General features: G+C 40.0%; 15 protein-coding genes. All 15 read right to left on the minus strand.

The window, feature by feature from the left end:
• Window positions 1-123 precede the first annotated feature (123 nt).
• The 15 genes from RTW14_RS09545 to RTW14_RS09615 all read right to left on the minus strand — a co-directional run bounded on the left by RTW14_RS09545 (window position 124) and on the right by RTW14_RS09615 (window position 20,289).
• Complete coding sequence (locus RTW14_RS09545; protein WP_312650084.1) at window positions 124-5,010, minus strand: S-layer homology domain-containing protein; 4,887 nt, start codon at window positions 5,008-5,010, stop codon at window positions 124-126.
• The gene (locus RTW14_RS09550) at window positions 5,007-5,219 is read right to left on the minus strand and encodes a hypothetical protein (protein WP_312650089.1); all 213 of its coding nucleotides are present in this window, start codon (window positions 5,217-5,219) and stop codon (window positions 5,007-5,009) included. Before RTW14_RS09550 ends, RTW14_RS09545 begins: the two co-directional genes overlap by 4 nt.
• A gap of 172 nt (window positions 5,220-5,391) precedes the next feature.
• Window positions 5,392-6,705: an ATP-binding protein gene (locus RTW14_RS09555; protein ID WP_312650092.1), complete on the minus strand. Its 1,314-nt coding sequence runs from the start codon at window positions 6,703-6,705 to the stop codon at window positions 5,392-5,394.
• A 14-nt stretch (window positions 6,706-6,719) separates the two neighbouring features.
• Window positions 6,720-7,439 (minus strand): LytR/AlgR family response regulator transcription factor, encoded by a 720-nt coding sequence (locus RTW14_RS09560; protein WP_312650095.1) that lies wholly within the window; start codon window positions 7,437-7,439, stop codon window positions 6,720-6,722.
• Between the two features lie 328 nt (window positions 7,440-7,767).
• Window positions 7,768-8,409, minus strand: a complete 642-nt coding sequence (locus tag RTW14_RS09565) for a GNAT family N-acetyltransferase (protein WP_331654429.1) — start codon at window positions 8,407-8,409, stop codon at window positions 7,768-7,770.
• A gap of 113 nt (window positions 8,410-8,522) precedes the next feature.
• Complete coding sequence (locus tag RTW14_RS09570; protein ID WP_312650099.1) at window positions 8,523-10,100, minus strand: MDR family MFS transporter; 1,578 nt, start codon at window positions 10,098-10,100, stop codon at window positions 8,523-8,525.
• A 104-nt stretch (window positions 10,101-10,204) separates the two neighbouring features.
• The gene (locus RTW14_RS09575; RefSeq protein WP_312650101.1) at window positions 10,205-10,747 is read right to left on the minus strand and encodes a PadR family transcriptional regulator; all 543 of its coding nucleotides are present in this window, start codon (window positions 10,745-10,747) and stop codon (window positions 10,205-10,207) included.
• Between the two features lie 159 nt (window positions 10,748-10,906).
• Window positions 10,907-12,070 carry an NAD(P)-dependent malic enzyme gene (locus RTW14_RS09580; RefSeq protein ID WP_312650104.1) on the minus strand — a complete coding sequence of 388 codons (1,164 nt, stop codon included), beginning with the start codon at window positions 12,068-12,070 and terminating at the stop codon, window positions 10,907-10,909.
• Window positions 12,071-12,089: 19 nt separating this feature from the next.
• Window positions 12,090-13,484, minus strand: coding sequence for an argininosuccinate lyase (gene argH / locus RTW14_RS09585; RefSeq protein ID WP_312650106.1), 1,395 nt, complete (start codon window positions 13,482-13,484; stop codon window positions 12,090-12,092).
• A gap of 44 nt (window positions 13,485-13,528) precedes the next feature.
• Window positions 13,529-15,088 carry a Na+/H+ antiporter NhaC family protein gene (locus tag RTW14_RS09590; RefSeq protein WP_312650109.1) on the minus strand — a complete coding sequence of 520 codons (1,560 nt, stop codon included), beginning with the start codon at window positions 15,086-15,088 and terminating at the stop codon, window positions 13,529-13,531.
• A 144-nt stretch (window positions 15,089-15,232) separates the two neighbouring features.
• Window positions 15,233-17,308 carry a sigma-54 interaction domain-containing protein gene (locus RTW14_RS09595; RefSeq protein WP_312650111.1) on the minus strand — a complete coding sequence of 692 codons (2,076 nt, stop codon included), beginning with the start codon at window positions 17,306-17,308 and terminating at the stop codon, window positions 15,233-15,235.
• A gap of 418 nt (window positions 17,309-17,726) precedes the next feature.
• Window positions 17,727-18,020 carry a hypothetical protein gene (locus RTW14_RS09600; protein ID WP_312650114.1) on the minus strand — a complete coding sequence of 98 codons (294 nt, stop codon included), beginning with the start codon at window positions 18,018-18,020 and terminating at the stop codon, window positions 17,727-17,729.
• Window positions 18,021-18,025: 5 nt separating this feature from the next.
• Window positions 18,026-18,790 (minus strand): ABC transporter permease, encoded by a 765-nt coding sequence (locus tag RTW14_RS09605; protein ID WP_312650116.1) that lies wholly within the window; start codon window positions 18,788-18,790, stop codon window positions 18,026-18,028.
• Window positions 18,791-18,802: 12 nt separating this feature from the next.
• A complete protein-coding gene (locus RTW14_RS09610) occupies window positions 18,803-19,528 on the minus strand; it encodes an ABC transporter permease (protein ID WP_312650120.1) in 726 nt (241 codons plus the stop codon).
• The gene (locus tag RTW14_RS09615) at window positions 19,525-20,289 is read right to left on the minus strand and encodes an ABC transporter ATP-binding protein (RefSeq protein WP_312650123.1); all 765 of its coding nucleotides are present in this window, start codon (window positions 20,287-20,289) and stop codon (window positions 19,525-19,527) included. Before RTW14_RS09615 ends, RTW14_RS09610 begins: the two co-directional genes overlap by 4 nt.
• Between the last annotated feature and the right edge of the window lie 39 nt (window positions 20,290-20,328).

Consider the following 20,328-nt stretch of genomic DNA (forward strand, 5'->3'; position numbering starts at 1 on the left):
TCCAATATCTAATTAGAAAATAAAATAGATTAATGTCACATTGATAAGGACAGCCGCCTTTATTTAAAAGGTTACAGCTGTCCTCATAATATCTAACATCAAATCGCCATTCTTGGCGCTGTACTATTTCACAATGTTTTCAATAAATCTAGTGATAACCGCTGCTACTTCGGCTCTTGTAGCGTTTCCCTGCGGCATAAAGCTGCCTCCTTCTCGGCCTGTGATCACTTTTGTTCCTTGGCAGTATTTAGCGCCATCCATTGCCCAAGATGAAATGCTTGTATTATCGGTATATCCTAGTGAACCGTCTAAAGTATCTGCCTTTTTCAAGAGAGTTGCAAAGTTCAGCATAATCACTGCCATTTGCTCACGAGTGACCTTAGCATTTGGAGCAAATGTGTTTTCTCCCACGCCCTTGATAAGTCCTTTTTCATTTGCCCACGCAACATACTTCGCATAGTAGGCATCTGCATTGACATCAGAAAAACTGCTTATTGCTGAAACACTTCCATTTTCAGAAAGGCTTCCATAAGAACGTTCATATAGTCTGCCGATTGCTGTTACAAACATCGCTCTTGTCATGCTTTCATTTGGGCTGAACGTGTCTTGACTCGCCCCAAGGAAGATTTCACGCTTCGTCACAAAGTCAATACTTGCTTTTGCCCATGCTATCGTATTGTCCGTAAAATTCTTTTGATTTTCCCCAAACTCTACTGTTTCACTAGTAGGCACAATATATTTGTACAGATTTCCTGCAATGGCCGCGAACCCAATGTATACCTTTTCACCATTTTTAATGTAGTAAGGAAGTTCACTTTTCTTTACAAAAGCAACGCTGATTTTGTGGTCTTTGCTGTCTGTAAAGATGTATTTTTCAGTTCCTCCTATGCTTTTTCCATCAACTATTACATCCGCTATCACATATCCGTCATTAGGGGTAATGGTAGCAGTCTTTTTGTCATTGCTAATGGTGATTTTGCCACCTTTACTTGTTTCTGTGTTGATTATTGGTGATACTACACTACTACTCGTACCGCTTCCACTGGAATGATGAGTTGATGGATTACTTGGTGTTGTATATGCAATTCCATAAGTGGAAAATTTCTTGACTGTTAGCTTGATGGTTGTGTTGTTATCAACAAGCTCTATCTTTTCCCCGTCCGTATTTTCCTCTGTGGTGATGCTATCAGCGCTGCCGTGATAACGATACACGACATAGTTTGATTTACCTTGAAGTGCCATAGGAAGTGGAATAAATACGTCAATCAAACTTGGAAGTTCGGTAAGAACAGTAGACTGGGAAGAAATTTCGACTCCACTACCGTCCTTTACCGACTTAAGCACAGATAAATCAACAAAGATTCCTACGGTCTTACCGTTTGATGTTGCCGTAGCTGAAATGTCACTTGCGTTTGTTGCCGTGTTATCCTTTTTCTCGGCAATAAGCTTAATTTCAACAGAGCCACCGTTTGTTACCACATCATTATCCGTTGAAGTTACCCCCTTATCGGGTTCTGTGGCTGTTGCCTGAAATTGTTTATCAAGCCCACCTACAACAATCGACGGTGTGGAAGGTTTTACTTCAACAACGCTATTGGTCTTTCTGCTTGGAAGTATGATGGCCCCTTCAAGCGTGTTATTTGTATTATTCACTACAATAAGAATAGTAACGGTAATTCCATTTTTACTCACGACCAGATTATAGGTGCCGTTTACTACGTTCTCAATGGTAAATTTACCATCTGCATCGGTTTGAACCGATAGCCCTACCTGGTTTTGTCCATGCATAAGTTTAACTGTTGCATCCTGAACGTTGCTTCTATTTCCATCCTGCACGATTCCTATAATTTTATACGTTGGTATTTCCGCATAAGGTGTTGCCGCAATAGTAATCGTCTTTTGGGAGGTAAATAATGTTTGCACTCCCCTTGAAACCGTTATTTTGAATACGTAGCTCCCATTTGTTCCGGCAGGATTTGCGCTCGTTCCGGCAACAGGCGCCGTGTAGCTTTCTTTGGTTACTGTTACGTTAACGGTATTGTTATTCACTGCACTTTCTGCCGTACCTTTGAGAGCAGCTTCAACAACCGTTTCATCTGTAGCTACTGATTGGGTCATGTCTGCATAACTTGCGCTCTCTGCCTCATTTTTAGCATTGATAACTGTTTCAATGTCAGGATCGGCTTCTTCTGTGATTGTCATTGTAATGGTGGTTGCGTCCTCAACGCTTCCTTTTGAAATGACAACATCATATTTACCAGTTCCGCTGTTAAAACTAACAGTAGCGGTTACTCCGGCAGCATCCCCTGTCAGCAAGCCGTTCACATAACTTTGCACAGCCGCTGTTTTTGCTGTTTGGTCTGCACCAAATGCTACAGTTACCGTGTCGTCTTTGATGGCAGTTTTAGCTGCAGCAACCGCATTCACATCACTTACACCTGTAAAGGCGGTTGCCTTAATTGTAATTGTCTTTTTTTCTGTTATTTGTGTTTGACTGCCCTTGCTTACAGTTACGGTGAACTCATAGCTACCATTTGTCCCAGCAGGATTTGCGCTCGTTCCGGCAACTGGTCCAGCGTAGCTTTCTTTGTTGATTGTAACGGTTACACCATTATCGTTTATCTCTGTAGTTGCGGTTGATTTAAGTGCGTCTTTGATTGCGTCTTCACTCGTTGCCGCTGCTTGGTTCATCTCTGCATAGGGTGCACCTTCCGCCGCATTTTTGGCATTGTTAACCGTTGCAATGTCAGGATCGGCGTCTTCTGTGATTGTCATTGTAATGGTTGTTGAGTCCTTAACGCTTCCTTTTGAAATCGCAACATCATATTTACCCGTTCCGCTGTTAAAAGTAACAGCAGCGGTTACGCCTGTAGCATCCCCTGTCAGCAAGCCGTTCACATAACTTTGCACAGCCGCTGTTTTTGCTGTTTGGTCTGCACCAAATGCTACAGTTACCGTGTCGTCTTTGATGGCAGTTTTAGCTGCAGCAACCGCATTCACATCACTTACACCTGTAAAGGCGGTTGCCTTAATTGTAATTGTCTTTTTTTCTGTTATTTGTGTTTGACTGCCCTTGCTTACGGTTACGGTAAACTCATAGCTACCATTTGTGCCAGCAGGATCTGCGCTCGTTCCGGCAACTGGTCCAGCGTAGCTTTCTTTGTTAATTGTAACAGTTACACCATTATTGTTTATCTCTGTAGTTGCGGTTGATTTCAGTGCGTCTTTGATTGCGTCTTCACTCGTTGCCGCTGCTTGATTCATCTCTGCATAGGGTGCACTTTCCGCCGCACTTTTGGCATTGTTAACCGTTGCAATGTCAGGATCGGCCGCTACTGTTACTGTTACTGTATACTCTTTTTTTGTTCCGTCTTCGGCTGTTACTGTATAAATAACAGGGTCTGTAAAGTTTTTTCCTGTACCGCTTATCGGTGAAATGGTTGATTTTGCTGAAACAGCAATAGTGGGAATAAGGTTTGTAACAGTGGTGCCATATGGAACGATAACATCGATATTTGTTCCTGTTATTGTCCCTGTTGCAGTAGGGCTTGCAAAGCTAAACCCCGTAATATCGCAAGCATTACTTGCTGTTATCGGCCAAGTTACTGTTATTGTAAGTGTTTTATTAGCGTCAGAAAGCACGACAGCCACTGCCCCCCCATTTATGACAGTTATATTGCTTGCCGCAATTGTGCTATCAAACTCATACCCTGTGCTGGCAGTATACACATATTTTGTTTTGTATTCTGTGCCGGCTGAAAAATTGCCACTTGCAGTGGCATAGGCTGTACCGTCATCAGACCAAGTAATTACTGGAGCTGTTGCACCTGTTGGCACTGTATTCGTACCGTCTGCAATGACTACCGCGGTAACAGGGGCAGTTGTGCCAATTGTAATTGGCTTTGCGATTGTTGTTGTAGGAACAAAAAATGTTGGATAGCCTCCAGAAGTAGGTACCCAAGTGCTGGTTCCTGAAAGACCTGAACAATTATTGTTTAACGTTGTAACAAAGGCTGCGTCCTTCATGTCGGTGGATGTCATTTTTGTTGCGCTGTCAGCACCACTTCCAACGCCTAATTTGGCTGCATCAGTTCTAGCTCCCCACACGTTCTGCTCTGCATTACTATTCCAGTATGCTTTTGTGATCGTCATGCTTTGTCCCAATCCAAGCAAGCCACCCACATTAGCAGAAGATCCGCCAAAGACATCTCCTGTGGCATAGCAGTTTGTGATTGGGGTGTTTTGTCCCCACCCAAGCAAGCCACCGACATTGGAAGTATTTCCGCCACCAACAGCGCCTGTGGCATAGCAGTTTGTAATTGTATCGCCATAATTCCCTCCAACCAATCCACCGACATGAGCACTACTTCCACCGTTAATAATACCTGTAGAATGGCAGTTTGTGATTTTGGCACTTTGACTATATCCAACCAAGCCACCCACATTAGCAGAAGATCCGCCCGTGACAGTACCGGTAGCATAGCAGTTTGTGATTGTAGCATTATAATTGCTAGCAACCAATGAGCCAACATAGCCATTACTACAATTTGAATTAATAGCTATATTAACCCCAAGATTTTTAATTGTCCCACTGTCAACATAGCCAAACAAGCCTACATACTGTAGAATGCTCTCAGCAGTAGTCGATGAGCCTATTTTAACTTGTGAAATTTTTTTGTTGTTGCCGTCAAACGTGCCCTTAAATGGGCAACTTATTGCTCCAATCGGTGTCCACGCAGCATTAAGAGCAATATCATCCTGAAGCACAAAGGTTGTGTATTGATATGTAGTTCCACTGTTCACCTTCGTTGCTAAAGCACTGAGCTGTGCTTCGTTACTGATGGTATAGGTAACAGGAGCCGAGCTTGTGCCTGCCGGAACTCCTGATGAGTATGGTGTTTCGCTTGTAGCGAACACAGGCATTGCCATTTGAGGCAATAGCCCTATTACCATGGTAACAATTAAAATTAAAGATAAAGATAAAATTTTCTTTGCTTTTGTTTTTTTCATACTTTTTCCTCCTCATATTTGCACACGCCGTTTTTCGTGGGATGCTCGGTATGAATGCCAAAATCCCCATATTTACAATACCAGCACTCTCGACATGAGAATAATCGTCTTTCGTCCTGTTCAAAGGCATCACAGAAGTCGTTTTGCCATATTTCAAGTTTACTGTCCTTTGCCTTTATCTCCCCAGTTCTGTCAGTGGGTTTTCTCATCTTCAAAATCACTCCCCTATAGATATACTTTTAGATTACATTATAAAAATGTGCCTTCCGACACTCTGCACTTTCCTTTATTATACAAAAAACCACGGACGAAAACCGTCCGTGGCGTAATTGCATCATATTTGGCGTAAATGTCGTATTTTATCGGATTTTTTAGCTTGCATTATAAATGGAGAAGAACACGTGTCTTAAAAACACCATTTTCAGCAGTAAACTCCACCATACCACTATATCTCTCGGCAGTATAGGTAATGCTCTTTGTTCCAGTCCCCCCTCCGCACTTTTGGGATATTGGTAAACCACTTTCAAAAATAATATTATCCGCGCAAGAGTTTTGGACTACAATGTGAAGCTTTCCGGCTCCGTTATAAACGGAATAAGCAATCTTTACAGTGATATATCGCTCCGTTCCGTCAGAACAACGCAGGCAGCCTTCCACTGCATTTTCAAAGGCGTTGGCAAGGATACCAACCAGTGCTACCTCGTCCATTGGAAGATTTGCGGGAATTCTCGCGTCTATTTCAGTTTTGATACCGTTCTCCCTTGCTCGGTCCACCCATCTTGACAAATTAACATTTGCCGCCATGTGTTCGCAAATGCCGGCAAAAACCGCAGTTTCCGTTCTCTGTGTTTGTGCGTTCAAATAGGATAAAGCTTCCTGTGTTTTCCCTCCTTGAATCATTGCTATAAGCGTATCGTAATGATGGCGAAGATCATGGCGGTCACGACGAGCCGCGTTGACTGCATTTTTCTGTTCCTCGATATGTTCTTCCCACATCTTGTTTTGCTGTGCCAGGATACTTTCCCTCTCCTGAATCTCATATTTTTCCATGATATCACTGAACGACCGAAATATCAGCCAATAGGCGCCTAAAAGCACAAGATAGGAGCTTGCAACCAAATACCAGCGGTTGTCCGCTTCATACCAGTACATTTGCGGGTAGTAAATAATAGTGGACTCTAGAACATAAAAAGAGAAAGCTACTAGGGCAATGAGACGCCACTCGTTTCCCAATATTTCTACAAGCTTGCGAAAGCGTGGACGGAGATATATATAATTGAAAAACAGAAGCGCTCCGAACAGCACTGTGCGGTATATTATATATTGAATCTGATACACAAGCCCAGCGCTTTCGGTGCTACATATATCTGAAATGTAGCTGATGCAGACGAGCGTATTAAACTGAGTGAACATGACAAAAAAAGACACCGACCACTTGTCCGCAGAGCAGATAAAAATCAATATCAAGCACAACCCGATTTCCATAGGAATAATCAATATTTCAGCTATTTTTTGTCCATAAAAGATCCAAATGGCACAAAATATAACGGCAACCACAAAATAAATCACTGCTGTAATGGTTATTCGTTTCCTTTTCGGCTCTTTCAGCTTTATCAGAAAGAAGAAAAACAAGCTGATATAAGCAGCCGTCTGTACAAACCTCAGGAATACTATCGTATATATAATCATATCCATATAAAACCTCTCCCTCAGCGATTGCAGCTGTAATCCATGTACAGCTTTTTAAATTCCGTATATTTTCGGCTAAGCATCATAATTTTAGCACCTGTAGAAAAGACAACATTTTGAGATGAAATTTCAGTGATATAGTCCATGTTAAAAATATAGGTGCTGCCGCATTTATAAAAACGTGGGTCTTCATGGAGCAGTTCGAAGATCTCAGTGGAGGATTTGCGTACACAGATTGTCCTGCCGTCCTGCAAATATAAGCGCTGAAGATGGTTCTCTGTTTCACAATATACCAGCTTGTTAAGTTCAATGCGACTGATACCCTCTGTTGATTTGACTGTAATATTTCCTTCTTTCTTTGTGAGATTATCCAATACCTTGTCAAGTGCTGTAAAAAAATCTTTTTCAGAATAAGGTTTTAGCAGATAATGTGCAGCATTCAGCGAAAAAGCATCTACCGCATGGTCTCGTGAAGTGGTTAGAAAGATAATCTGGCAGGTGTCCCCCATATCCCGCAGTTCCCTTGCCGCATCTGTACCGAGAATCCCTGGCATATAAACGTCCATCAGTAGCACATCAAATCTATTATTGGCCTCCACATAAGCAAGAAGCTCTAAAGGTGAAGAGAAGAAATCAGTGTTTATTTGATGTAGCGGATGTTCATGAATGTATTGTTTGAGCAAGCTATTCGCTCGATCGAGCTCCTGCAATTCATCATCGCAGATTGCAAGGTTAATCATGGGTTTAAACTCCTTTCAGCTCCACTGAAAACGGGAGGAATACTCTATATCCCTGTTAGGGTTTCTAGGTTATTTTAATACATTATGGAAGATGTTGCAATTAAAAAGGGGCAAAAACGGCTTTTCTACACTCGTTTTTTGCCCCAAATTTATTCTCAGTCCACAACACTTGTGATCAATTTGTATTTTTCTTCCTCAGAAAGCGATAATTCAATTAGTTTCTTATGAACTTTGTCCATCAACCAATCCGGGCATCCAAGATTCATTTAATTTTTAATCTATAGATAAACTGGAAGTTGTAGCTTACCCTTATCCTCCTAAAGGAAACTCATTGTATAATAGAATGGCTGTGAATATAAAATTCTTCTTGACTTGGTTGAAATCTCTTCTCCATTTTTTCCAGACCCTCATCAAAGCGTTCAGCTTCTTGTTCGTCTATCTTCATCACAGGGCTGTCATGGTAGATCCATTTCCTTCCGTCCAAAACTTCCAGCTTCAGTTCTTTTACCATCATTGCTGCTGGAAATGTTCCATTATCAAGACAGATATTGAATTTTTTACAACTCTTAAAGCCAAGGCTTACATAATTACTTGGGATTCCAAATATTACAATTACATCATACCCAAGCGCAACCGCTAGATTAAAAGAATGCTCAATAAGCATTTTCCCGTAACCCATTCTTTGGTATTCCGGAATAATGCAAACCGGACCGAAGGTAATGATTTCTTTTTCTTTACCAGACTCATCAATCAGTTTTGCTTTTGTGTACATTACATTCCCAATGATCTGATCATCAACTTCAATTACCAGATCCAACTCAGGCAGGAAGTCCTTGTGGAATCGCATAACATGAACTAAATAGTGTTCATTGCACCCCGGAATATATAAGTTCCAAAAAGATTTCCTTGTGATCTCTTCTACTCTTTCGTAATCTGTTTCTTTTTCATTTCTAATTTTTACTATGTTCATTTGTTATCCCCCGATACTTTCTCTAACACCAATTTTTAAGCTAGTTCCCATTCTACCATTACCAGTGATAGAAAACAATACAAACAGGTATAGTGCGTTTATACCGCTCTTTCTCAAATGGTTTTTTCATCAATTTTAGCAATAATCTCTTTTGTACGGAATGGCGCATCCTTGAAAAATAATGTGAGGACAAAGCCTCCAATTGCAGCAAACATGCAAAACAAGAAAATTTCGTGTATGGAATTCGAAAGTACTTTTTTTGCCTGTTCCACTGCTATTCTCAAAAAGCTTGAATACTGTGCCGGAATCTGCTGCATAATCTGCTTGACAGCTTCAGAATTTGTTATTATCAAAGGATTCTTAAGCGAGTCCTGAACAGTATCCGGAATATTACTTAAATTCAGCTTTAAAAATCCAGTATTCATTGAAGTTGTCATTATTGTGCCAAATATTGCCGAACCAATGGTACCGCCTATATTACGAAAAAACTGGACTGTAGATGTAGCAGCACCGATTTGCCTCGGCGGTACGGAATTCTGAATATTGGTGTTGGCGATTGGCATATTAATGCCAATTCCCAGACCCAAAATAATCATATAGAGAATGATATTAAAATATGTGGTATCGGTACTCATTGTAGAAAGTAATCCGGTTCCACTAATCATGAGTATAAAAGCAACAAAAACAAAAACTTTATTCTTTCCCGTCTTTGATGTTAACATCCCTGTTAATGAGCTAGCAACTAAGAGTCCAAGCATCATTGGCATTGTGATTGTGCCTGAAGTGGTTGCAGTAGTCCCCATGATTGCTTGTGCATAATATGGAATATACATAATCGCCGCATACATGATTGCTTGTGAAAGGAATGCTACAATCAGCGTCACATTTATACTTCTGTTTCTAAAAAATGACATTGGTATAATTGGATTTTGAGCTTTCGATTCAAAATAGACAAAAATTACTAGCATAACAAGTGAGAAGATAAACATACCTATGATCTGTACTGACAGCCAGGAGTAATTTTTTCCGCCCCAGCTGAAGGCAAGCAGCATAGGAATCAGAGCAAGGATAATTGTAACTGTTCCAGAATAATCAACTGTTTTCTTTTGTCCCTCTGTTTTAAAATTCGGCATTACAAAGATTATAACCGCTAAAGCCAAGATTCCAATGGGAACATTTATGTAGAAAATCCAACGCCAGCTAAGATGATCGATGATTAACCCCCCAAGGAGAGGGCCTATTATACTCGCCAGTCCGTATATGGATGTTACAATTCCCATATACTTTCCTCTTTTTTCAGGTGGAAACAAATCTGCTACAACTATAAAAACGCTGGTTACAAGAATACCCCCACCGATTCCCTGTATGCCACGGAAAATGATGAGCTGCATCATACTTTGGGACATCCCACATAATACCGAGCCTGTCAGAAATGTCAAAATGCCGGTTATAAATACTGGTTTTCGTCCAAAGATATCAGCGATTCCGCCCGAAACCGGGGTAATGGCAGTTGAACAAAGCATATAAATTGTAAATGGCCACGCATAGTATTCCATTCCCTGTAAGTTGTTTACTATTTTTTTCATCGCTGTTCCCACAATGGTTGAGTCCAAAGCCGAAAGCAAGAGGCTTGCCATTAGCCCTGCAAGAATCAACGTGATTTGGGTTTTACTTAAGTTTTTTGTTTTCAAGATAATTCCTCCATTCAATTAGGTTTACTTTATATTGATATACTTTATACTACTTGTGTTAAAAAAAATTATGCTCTTCATAGAACATAATTCTTTATAACAGGCTACATATCAGAGTGGGTCTTTTTAGCAAATTCATGGACAATTTCCTCAGACCATTCATAAAATAGCGAATACATTTTATCGTACAATTCCAGTATGGAGAATGCGTAAAAGGGGACAAATTCTTTCTTTGCTTCAATATTGTACTGAATGTATTCTCTCTCTTTAGAAAGGTTGCTCCTAAGGTTTTGTATCATCTCCAATCCCATTTCCGGCTCCACATTGCAAAGATTTGCAACAAAAGCAACAAAATCGATATAAATCTTCTCTGGTTCTTTAGAGTACTTTTCCATTATACTTAGAAAATACTTTCGACCTTTTTCATTTATAGAATAGATTGTTTTTTCAGGCATTTCCCCTTCTTTTACAACTTCATCGTCAAGATATCCCTTTCTATTCAGTGTAAGAAGATTTTTATAAATAGAAGGAGAACTGATTTTCACCCATGCCTTTATATTGCGAGCTTCCATATTTTTTTTCATTTCATACGCATTCATTGGCTTTTCCATTAACGCTCCAAGTAACATCAAATCAACAGTTGACATATAGTACCTCCATATAGTATATCGTATATCACTTTACTGTATACCTATTTTTAAAATCTGTCAATAGTTTTTTCTGTGAAATTCTTGGATAATTAGTAAGTTCCAGTTCTTCTCCTGTTTATTTCATATCGCACTGACAGCTTAACCTGTAAAAGGTGCCTATGGGATAATCTTCTGTAATTCCTCCATAACAGCTTTTGCAACATTCTCTACAACCTTAGGATTGAATGGATCAGGAAGAACATAATCTGCTGACAATTCTTCCTCTGGAATTACTGCGGCAATTGCTCTTGCTGCTGCTTCCTTCATTTCCTCAGTAATCTTCTTTGCTCTTGCGTCAAGAGCACCTCTGAAGATTCCAGGAAAAGCAAGTACATTGTTAACCTGGTTAGGGAAGTCAGATCTACCTGTTCCTACAACAGCTGCACCTGCTGCCTTTGCTTCATCAGGCATGATTTCAGGAATTGGATTTGACATAACGAATACAATTGGATCCTTTGCCATTGACTTAATCATATCCTGATTTACAATGCCAGGCTTTGATACTCCAATAAGGACGTCGGCACCCTTCATCGCATCTGCCAGGCTTCCTACTAATTTTTGTTTATTAGTAATCTGAGCCATTTTCTGTTGCTCAGAGTTGTTATAAGGAGCTCCATCATAGATTGTTCCCTTGCTTCCGCATAGAATAACTTCTCCAAAACCAAGTCTAAGAATCATCTTAGCAATCGAGACTCCTGCCGACCCTGCACCACTGATTACAATTTTCAGCTTGCCCATTTCCTTGCCAGTAAACTTGACAGCGTTAAGAAGTCCTGCTGATGTGATGATTGCGGTTCCGTGCTGGTCATCATGAAATACTGGAATATCACATTTTTCTATCAACGTTCTTTCGATTTCAAAGCATCTCGGAGCACTGATATCTTCAAGGTTTATACCTCCGAAGCTCTTTGAAATATTATATACTGTATCAATAATTTCTTTAGGGTCCTTTGAATCCACACAGATAGGAACGGCATCGATTCCTGCAAATGCTTTGAAAAGTGCACATTTTCCTTCCATTACAGGCATTCCTGCTGCCGGACCAATATCTCCTAATCCTAGTACTGCTGTACCATCTGTAATTACTGCAACTGTATTTCCCTTTCCTGTATAGGTATATGCAAGGCTTTCATCCTTTTCGATTTCCAAACATGGCTCTGCAACTCCAGGAGTATATGCAATGGCCAGTTCATCCTTATTTGTAATTGGAGCTTTTATTTCAATACGTAATTTCCCTCTCCACTCAGCATGTTTTTTTAGTGCTAATTCCTTTCTATCCATTTTGTCGCATTCCTTTCGTTTATTGTACTTCAATATCTAGTCCGTCAAGCCACTCTTGACCTACTTTAATTTGACGTCTCACTTCTGTAGGTGCAGTACCTCCAAAAGACACTCTTGCGTCTACGCAAGCTTTGATGCTGATATCTCCCAGAGATTCCTTTGTTACTCGGCTATCTATGGACTGTAATTCAACTTCAGTCAAATCTTCAAAATCACATTCCTTTACCTCGCAGGTTTTGACCATCTTTCCTACGATTTCGTGTGCTTCTCTGAAAGGAATACCTTGCTTAGCAAAATGCTCTGCAATGTCCGTAGCATTCAAAAATCCTTTGCTCAGATGTTTTTCAATCTGATCCATTCTAAATTCGGTATTTTCAAGCATCTTAGCAAAAATTTGAACGCTTGCCTTCCATGTATCTATTGCATCAAATAAGCTTTCTTTATCCTCCTGAAAATCTTTGTTGTATGCGAGAGGGGTTCCCTTCATGATTGTAAGCATCTGCATAAGGTCACCGTAAACTCTGCCAACCTTACCACGAAGTAACTCTGCCATATCTGGATTTTTCTTTTGAGGCATGATGCTGCTTCCTGTACAAAAACTGTCATCAATAGCGATATATGAAAATTCTGATGAATTCCACCATACAAATTCCTCCGCCCACCTTGAAAGATGCATCATTGAGATGGATGCAGCACTTAAAAACTCAATGCTGTAATCTCTATCACTTACACTGTCCATTGCATTTTCTGTTGGTCCAGCAAAGTCAAGAAGGCCTGCTGTAGTGTGTCTGTTAGTAGGAAGTGTCGTCCCTGCAAGAGCACATGCTCCAAGCGGGCACAGGTTCATTCTTTCATAACAATCTAATACTCTCTCTATGTCCCTTCTAAACATCTGGAAATATGCCATGAAGATAAATCCGATTGTAATAGGCTGTGCATGCTGTATGTGGGTAAATCCAATTGTAATCTTGTCAGCATATTTCTCTGCTTTTTCAAGAATTACAGATTCAAGGTAATACAATCTGTGAAGGATTTCTTTAATTTCATCCTTTACGTATAATCGCAAGTCAACCTGACACTGATCATTTCTGCTTCTTGCAGTATGAAGCTTCTTTCCTGTATCTCCGATTTGAGCAATAAGCCTTGACTCTATCCCCATATGAATGTCTTCATCTTCAACAGTAAATTGTATTTCTCCGTTAGATATTCTCTTTCTTATTATTTCAAGACCTTCGATAATCTTGTCAGCCTCCTCCTTTGTTACAATTCCTTGCTGTCCAAGCATTGTAACGTGCGCGATGCTTCCGTCAATATCATTATTATACATTCTTTTATCAAAGGCTATTGATGCATTAAATTTTTTTACAATATCATCCATATCCTTCTCAAAGCGACCGCCCCATAAACTTGTCATTATTCTATGTCCTCCTTAATTTCTTTCATGATTCTTACTTGTTTTTATGCCTGCTGTGGACTTTCTGTTCGGTCAATTTCCTCTATCTGACTGATATTTAAATTTTCTATTTTTTCACCTTTTAGCTTAGCTACTAATGTGTATACAACGAAAAGTCCAACGATACAAATAGCAGTAACGATAATATTATCAGTGATTCCGGCTGCAATAAATCCTACAAAGGAAACACCTGCACAAATTAATGCGTATGGAAGCTGTGTCCACATATGCTCCATTAGTCCACAGGAAGAACCCGTTGCTGCAAGAATAGTAGTATCTGATACTGGCGAACAGTGATCTCCAAATAATCCACCCGAAAGCACTGCCGCAATTGTAACATAAAGTGGTGCACCAAGTGCAACTGCCATAGGAATAGCAATTGGCATTACAATTGCGAAAGTTCCCCATGAAGTTCCTGTAGCGAATGACATGATTGCTCCAATAATAAAGATTATAGCTGGAACCGACCATGCAGGAATATTTCCATTAGCAAGTTCAACGATAAACTCTGAAGTTCCAAGAGTCTTGCCTACTGAACTCAAACTCCATGCGAGAATCAGCATAATTATGCATTCAAATAATTTTCCGTATCCCTTCAGATATGTTGATACTGCTTCTTTAAGAGATTTTACCTTATAATATACCATCATACCAATCATTACAATAGATGCGAATAAATATCCAGTAATCAATGCGATTCTAAAATCACTTCCAGGAACCTGTTTAACGGGGAAACCCTGAGGAATTAAAATTGCAAATAATGTTACGAAGAGTACGATTAGCGGAATAATAGCTACAAGCGGTGATACCTTGTTATCAATAATCATTGACTTAGATTCAATCTTGTCTTCACCTTCAAGATTTGAGAATATTCCTTTGCGAGCATTGTGCTCAGCTTTTGCCATTGCTCCGAATTCTTTCTTAGAAAACGCTACTAAAGGTACCATGATTAAACATAGAATCGGATAAATTTGAAAAGGTATTGCCTTGATGAATGCTGTCCAGTCCGTAATATTTGTAATATTCAACGCATCCAACTCTGTCTGAATAAGCCCCATGGAATAAACACCCCATCCAATAAACGGAATAAGAACACATACTGGTGAAGCTGTAGTATCTATTATCCATGCTAATTTTTCTTTAGAGATACGCATTTTTCTGAAAATTGGTGTAAATATTGGCCCTACAATAAGTGGTGTTCCTAATTCTGAGAAGAATACCAGGATGCCACCAAGCCATGCCGCAATTTGAGTCTTGCATCTTGTATCAACAAAGTTTGCTACACTTCTTGCGAAGGCCTCTGCTCCTCCTGATTTCTCTATTAGAGTAACAAATCCTCCGATAAATACCAGCAGCAAGATGATTCCTGCATTATAGCTGTCCATCATCTGAGCCATAAAATAGTCACCTATCATTGATTTGGTAGCAGCAATGGGATTACCGCCTACCACAATTAGTACACCGGAAAACACACCGGCCATAAGCGAAACGATTACGTTTCTTGTTTTAATTGCAAGTCCTATTGTCAGAATTATAGGAACAATAGATAAAATGTTCGCGTGCATAATGAACCTCCCTTAATAGTTATAATTACATTAAAGATCTTAGATGCTAATATATAAAGCAATTTACATGCCAAATAAGAATACCCTTATTTTAGCTGTTTTTTGATAAACCTTCCCATAAAAAAAGGCTTAATTGGATTCAAATCAGCCAATTAAGCCTTTTATTTCATTTAAGAGTTCTATGCCAGTCCCCGTAATAGAGCTTCCTGCTCTGCCTCTTTGGGATTTAATGTAACCGTTATCAGACAGCTTTTTCATGGAGTTTCTCACCTCAGTCTCGGTGTAATCAAGACCCTGTGCCAATATTATTTTCTCCACTTCGGCTCTTCCTGCTCTTTTCTTTCGTCTCTTTTCCTCCTCAAGGACCGACAAAACACCGTATAAAAGTTCAATGCTTTTCCCTTCTCTCAAGATGAAGCCAATATGTCTGCACGCATGTGAAAATCTGGCAGTTTCCTCTAGCCTCCTTAGCGGTGGTATTTTCATTGCTTCCTCTCTAAAATTGTCCGGCAAATCCCACGGTTCGATAATATCCTTGTCCAAGCTATCTATGTATTCCACAACATTTCTGACCTCTCTCACGTTACCACGCCAAAGATGAGAAAGAAGGATTCTCCCTAACTCTTCACTATAGGTCCACTTTGCTCCAATTCCTTCCGCTAGTTTCTCAAAAAGTATCAACACATCCCGACCTCTGTTGTTAAGATTTGGAATATTCAGCGGCAGTACATTAAATCTGTAATACAAATCCTCTCTAAATTTCTTTTCCTTTACCAACTCATACAAATTCTTGTTTGTAGCTGCAATGATTCGCACATCTACTTCAATCAACTTGCTTGAACCAATCTTTGATACCTTCTTTTCCTCAAGGACCCTCAAAATCTTACTCTGAAGTGAAAGTGGCATTTCTCCTATTTCATCTAGGAAAATAGTTCCTCTGTGAGCCAATTCAAAATATCCGATTTTCCCACCCTTTCTGGCTCCTGTAAAGGCGCCCTCTTCATATCCGAACAGTTCACTCTCAAGAAGATTTTCAGGAATAGCCGCACAGTTTAGTGCAACAAAATTATAATTCTTTCTGTGAGATTCATTATGTATGCTCTGGGCAAATACCTCCTTGCCCGTTCCCGATTCCCCTGTTATGAGAACGGATGAGTCAGACTTTGCAATTCTCTTTCCAATGCCTATGCATTCTTTGATTTCTCTGCTTTCACCTATAATATCATCAAAGGTAAAGCGTGCAATATGTCTGCTTCCTGCAATCTGAGTTCTTATACCATGCTGCCTGTCCTCCAGTTCCTCGAAATTCTTCAGGATTATAATACTTCCTGTAAGGTTGCCTGCTGACAGTATATCCTTCTTAGAAATCACCAGATTCTTATCTTCTATTTTAAGTATGGTGTCATTTCCACTCCTCACCTTATTGTAAAAGTCCGGTATTATATCTCCAATACCGAAGCCCTCCAGTACTTCTGATTTGCCACGCAGCATTTCCTTTGCTTTTTCATTTGACAGATATATACCTCCAGAAATATCAGTAATTATTATTCCTTCTTCAATATACTCTATCAAAGCCTTTATATTATCATTTATACTTTCATTCTCGCTCAAAAGCTTCTCGACGCCGCCTGATTTTATTACTACGTTATCGTTTGCTTTTTTTGCAGTTTCAGAGTTGAATATTCCTTTAATATTCAGCTTGTTTGCTAACTCAATTATGCAGTTGGTATCTATTGCACGCTCGCCAATATTAATAATATTCTCTATTTCTGGCGGTACAAGCTGAACTTCACCTGGTGTTATTGCAATTTTTATAGATTTATCAAAACCGGAATTTTCACCATAATATGGTACTAGATCAAGTCCACGGTATCCCGCTTCATAAATTTGTGTTATAAGCTGCATACAAGTTCTGTTATCAAGGTTTACAAGTAGTGCCCTACATTGCTCAGGTGCCTGATCCAGAATTCTTATATTATCCTTGCTGAGAGCCATATTTACAACCTGCAGAATGGTATCCTTATTGATTTTGTCGCTTACTGCCTTAAAAATTGTAAAGGCAGAAAGAACAACGACTTCTTCTTCGATTGCGACCTTGTTCTCTATTTCTTTTATCGAATAGGTTATAATATCTGCGTATCCATCAAAATATAACTCCAAGTTTGATTTTATATAATTAGCAAAGGATATATGATTTGCTATGACTGCGATTTTCTTCATTTGACATCCATTTCTTTAAACAAATTTTACATTAAATTATACTCTATTATCCTCTATTCTTCAATTCTTCTATCTTTGTGATGTCATCGCCTTCATCAATTAATTCATTTATATTATTCAATACAAATAACATAAGTTTATCTATAAACTCCTTTGGAAATTCATCACTAACAGTAAATCTATCATATTTCATTTCAGTAATAAAATCAATTTTTTTATTATTACTTTCACTTGTGATTTCTGCTAATACACGATTATATATATTGGTATTTTTCTTCTATGCAAACCGTCTACTAAGTTGATCATATTCCGTATTTTCTTTCGAAAACTTAATTCCAGCCATTACTTGCTTTTGTAGATATTTTTATTTAAATTTCAATTATTACCATGCCACCACCTATGGCAGGAGAATTTGCTACTACAGGAAGTTCAGAAATAAAGCCAGAACAATAATCCCAAGTATCATCAGTACCCATAAGACACTGATTGCCATAGAAATAATATTTACGGCACTACGGCTTTCGCTGCTCCGTACACAGATAACGGAAAGGCACAGAGCCGCAAAAACAAAGACGATATTTGCTCCCGCCCAAATACTGCGTACCCCATCCGAAAGAGTAATTGTGAGTAGCGTTGGGATAAAAGTTGCCAGTGGCAGAACACTAACAACTAGTGCCACCATACTTAATTTTTGAAATTTTTTATTTTCCATCAGATTTACCTCATTTCTTTCTTTCCAAATTGGGTGACAGCCAGCACAAGAACCAGCACAAAGATCAGCATCGCGCAAGGTAGGAACGGTATCAGCGAAAATGCGGTATCGGAAGATGCTGCTGTGAAATCATGCAGTGAACAGGACACCAGATAGCCGCTGTAACAATACGGATAGGCAATCCAGAGCGGGGTGTTAGCCACCAAGACGCCGGGGATGACAAGGAGTAGGTTTAAGCCTACAGAAAGCAGTGGCTTTTCAAACAGTACCGTAATGGTCCACATCGTCGCCACACAAGGCAGCATGGTAAGGAACAGCCCTGCGCACCATTTCAGAAGATAAAGCACTGGAAGCGTTTCGGTAATACCCATTGAGCCTGTTGCAATCAACCCTGCAATCACGAATACTACAAGGAAAACTACCATTTCCATTAAAAGATAAAACATAAGTACACAAAACTTTGCCAGTGAGAGCATATAACGGCTGATTGGCAGAGCCAGCATTTTTAATATCCCATTGTTTTGTGTTTCCCGTCCTGAAATCATCACGCAAACTACAATCATAGAAAATGGCAGCAGATAGTAGGCGTAGACCAAAGCACTCTGAATGAACATGGCAGGCCAAGCATTGGTATATTCAGGTGTGAAATAGCTGCTCAAATTGGCAATCCCCGACGCCACCACCAACAACGGGGCAACGAAAATCAGGGGGATAATTTTGGAGCGTTTCACTTTCATAAACTCAATTTTGAACAAATCTAAAAAGTTCATCAGTTTTCCTCCTTACTCATAGCGCAGGTTTTTTGCCATCCATAATCCTGCGCCAAGGAAAAGGACTGTTTCGATTACAGAAACAATAGTAACTGTCATATCAGGCTGTGCGCTCATAGCTACTGCGGGCTTTAGCATTACAACAAAGGGATGAATAAGCAGCAGCCCCATATCTGACGTCGCCAAAGCCATGCCGCTTAAAAATCCGGCTACCCCTACGCCGAGGGGAACCCACATGTTTTCAAAGCGCGAGGAAACCAATAACATAAAAGACAGTACCGGCATGGAAGTAATAAACGAATACCCAGCAAAAGTTATCAGCGTCCCTAATTCAAACACTCCTTGCGGAAAGTCTGTCATTCCAATTTGCACCAGTGCCAGATTTTGCAGGGCGACAGCCACCAAAAGCATCACGGTTATAATCAAGAATTTACAAAAGTACATAGCCGGTACGCTCATAGGAAGCATATATATTTTTTTGACCGCATTACCCTTAAACTCCATGTTGTAGACCATACAGGCGGTTACTACAATGGCAAACATATTTAGTATCATAATCATGCCGTAAAGTTGGGTCAGCAGCACATCCATTGGAGCTAACGGCAGGTTCAGCAGCATATCCTTTCGCACAAAGAAGTTGACAAAAGCGTATGCAGCACCCAAAATACCAACCGGCAGCAATACGGCAATAACTCCAGTCCGTTTCTCTTTTCGAAGCTCGATTGCAAGTGTCCTCATAGCTTTGCTCTCTGCTTTCTTGCTGCATTGTCCTTTTCCACCATAGAAAGGAACACATCTTCCAGATTGTCCGCAGCAAACCCGGACTGTAATGCGTTTTGACGTAAATCATCCAAGCTGCCCTCAAACAATAAACGCCCGTGATTGAGAATACCAATATCGTCCGCAATTAATTCAATTTCAGAGAGCATATGTGATGAAATTAAAATGGTGCAATCGTAAAGGTCAAGAAGGTATTTCACCAAATTACGGATTTCATGGATACCCGACGGGTCAAGCCCATTGGTTGGTTCATCCAGAATAAGGATAGGCGGACGCCCCAACAACGCCCCGGCAAGACCCAAACGCTGTTTCATACCCAACGAATACTTCTTTGCCAGACGGTCTCCAAACTCGGTTAGACCAACCAATTCTAAAGCATCCTCTACCGAGCTTTTCGACAACCCCAAAATCCGGCGGATAATGTCAAGGTTTTCCCGGCCTGTCAGGTTCGCATAAAACGAGGGCGATTCAATGAAAGAACCAATCTCTTTCAGGATTGCCAGTCGGTCATCTGGAAAGTGCTTCCCGTCAATGGTAAAGCTGCCCTTTGTAGGGGCGGTCAGCCCCAACAGCATTTTCATAGTAGTGGATTTCCCTGCACCATTCGGACCGAGGAAACCGTAAATACTGCCTTTCCGAATGTGTAGTGAAACATCGTTCACGGAAGTGAAATTTTTGTATTTTTTCGTCAACTGTTCTGTTGTGATAACATAGTTCATATGAAACATCTCCTTTCGTTGATTTCATGTTACAACACC

It is taken from the genome of Aminipila sp. (assembly GCF_032051575.1).
Lineage (GTDB): Bacteria > Bacillota > Clostridia > Peptostreptococcales > Anaerovoracaceae > Aminipila.

Bases quoted from the DNA above. Each gene is read 5' to 3' on its own strand.
- RTW14_RS09545 (WP_312650084.1), bottom strand. From the start codon at position 5,010: ATGAAAAAAACAAAAGCAAAGAAAATTTTATCTTTATCTTTAATTTTA.
- RTW14_RS09550 (WP_312650089.1), bottom strand. From the start codon at position 5,219: ATGAGAAAACCCACTGACAGAACTGGGGAGATAAAGGCAAAGGACAGT.
- RTW14_RS09555 (WP_312650092.1), bottom strand. From the start codon at position 6,705: ATGGATATGATTATATATACGATAGTATTCCTGAGGTTTGTACAGACG.
- RTW14_RS09560 (WP_312650095.1), bottom strand. From the start codon at position 7,439: ATGATTAACCTTGCAATCTGCGATGATGAATTGCAGGAGCTCGATCGA.
- RTW14_RS09565 (WP_331654429.1), bottom strand. From the start codon at position 8,409: ATGAACATAGTAAAAATTAGAAATGAAAAAGAAACAGATTACGAAAGA.
- RTW14_RS09575 (WP_312650101.1), bottom strand. From the start codon at position 10,747: ATGTCAACTGTTGATTTGATGTTACTTGGAGCGTTAATGGAAAAGCCA.
- RTW14_RS09580 (WP_312650104.1), bottom strand. From the start codon at position 12,070: ATGGATAGAAAGGAATTAGCACTAAAAAAACATGCTGAGTGGAGAGGG.
- argH (WP_312650106.1), bottom strand. From the start codon at position 13,484: ATGACAAGTTTATGGGGCGGTCGCTTTGAGAAGGATATGGATGATATT.
- RTW14_RS09590 (WP_312650109.1), bottom strand. From the start codon at position 15,088: ATGCACGCGAACATTTTATCTATTGTTCCTATAATTCTGACAATAGGA.
- RTW14_RS09595 (WP_312650111.1), bottom strand. From the start codon at position 17,308: ATGAAGAAAATCGCAGTCATAGCAAATCATATATCCTTTGCTAATTAT.
- RTW14_RS09600 (WP_312650114.1), bottom strand. From the start codon at position 18,020: ATGGAAAATAAAAAATTTCAAAAATTAAGTATGGTGGCACTAGTTGTT.
- RTW14_RS09605 (WP_312650116.1), bottom strand. From the start codon at position 18,790: ATGAACTTTTTAGATTTGTTCAAAATTGAGTTTATGAAAGTGAAACGC.
- RTW14_RS09610 (WP_312650120.1), bottom strand. From the start codon at position 19,528: ATGAGGACACTTGCAATCGAGCTTCGAAAAGAGAAACGGACTGGAGTT.
- RTW14_RS09615 (WP_312650123.1), bottom strand. From the start codon at position 20,289: ATGAACTATGTTATCACAACAGAACAGTTGACGAAAAAATACAAAAAT.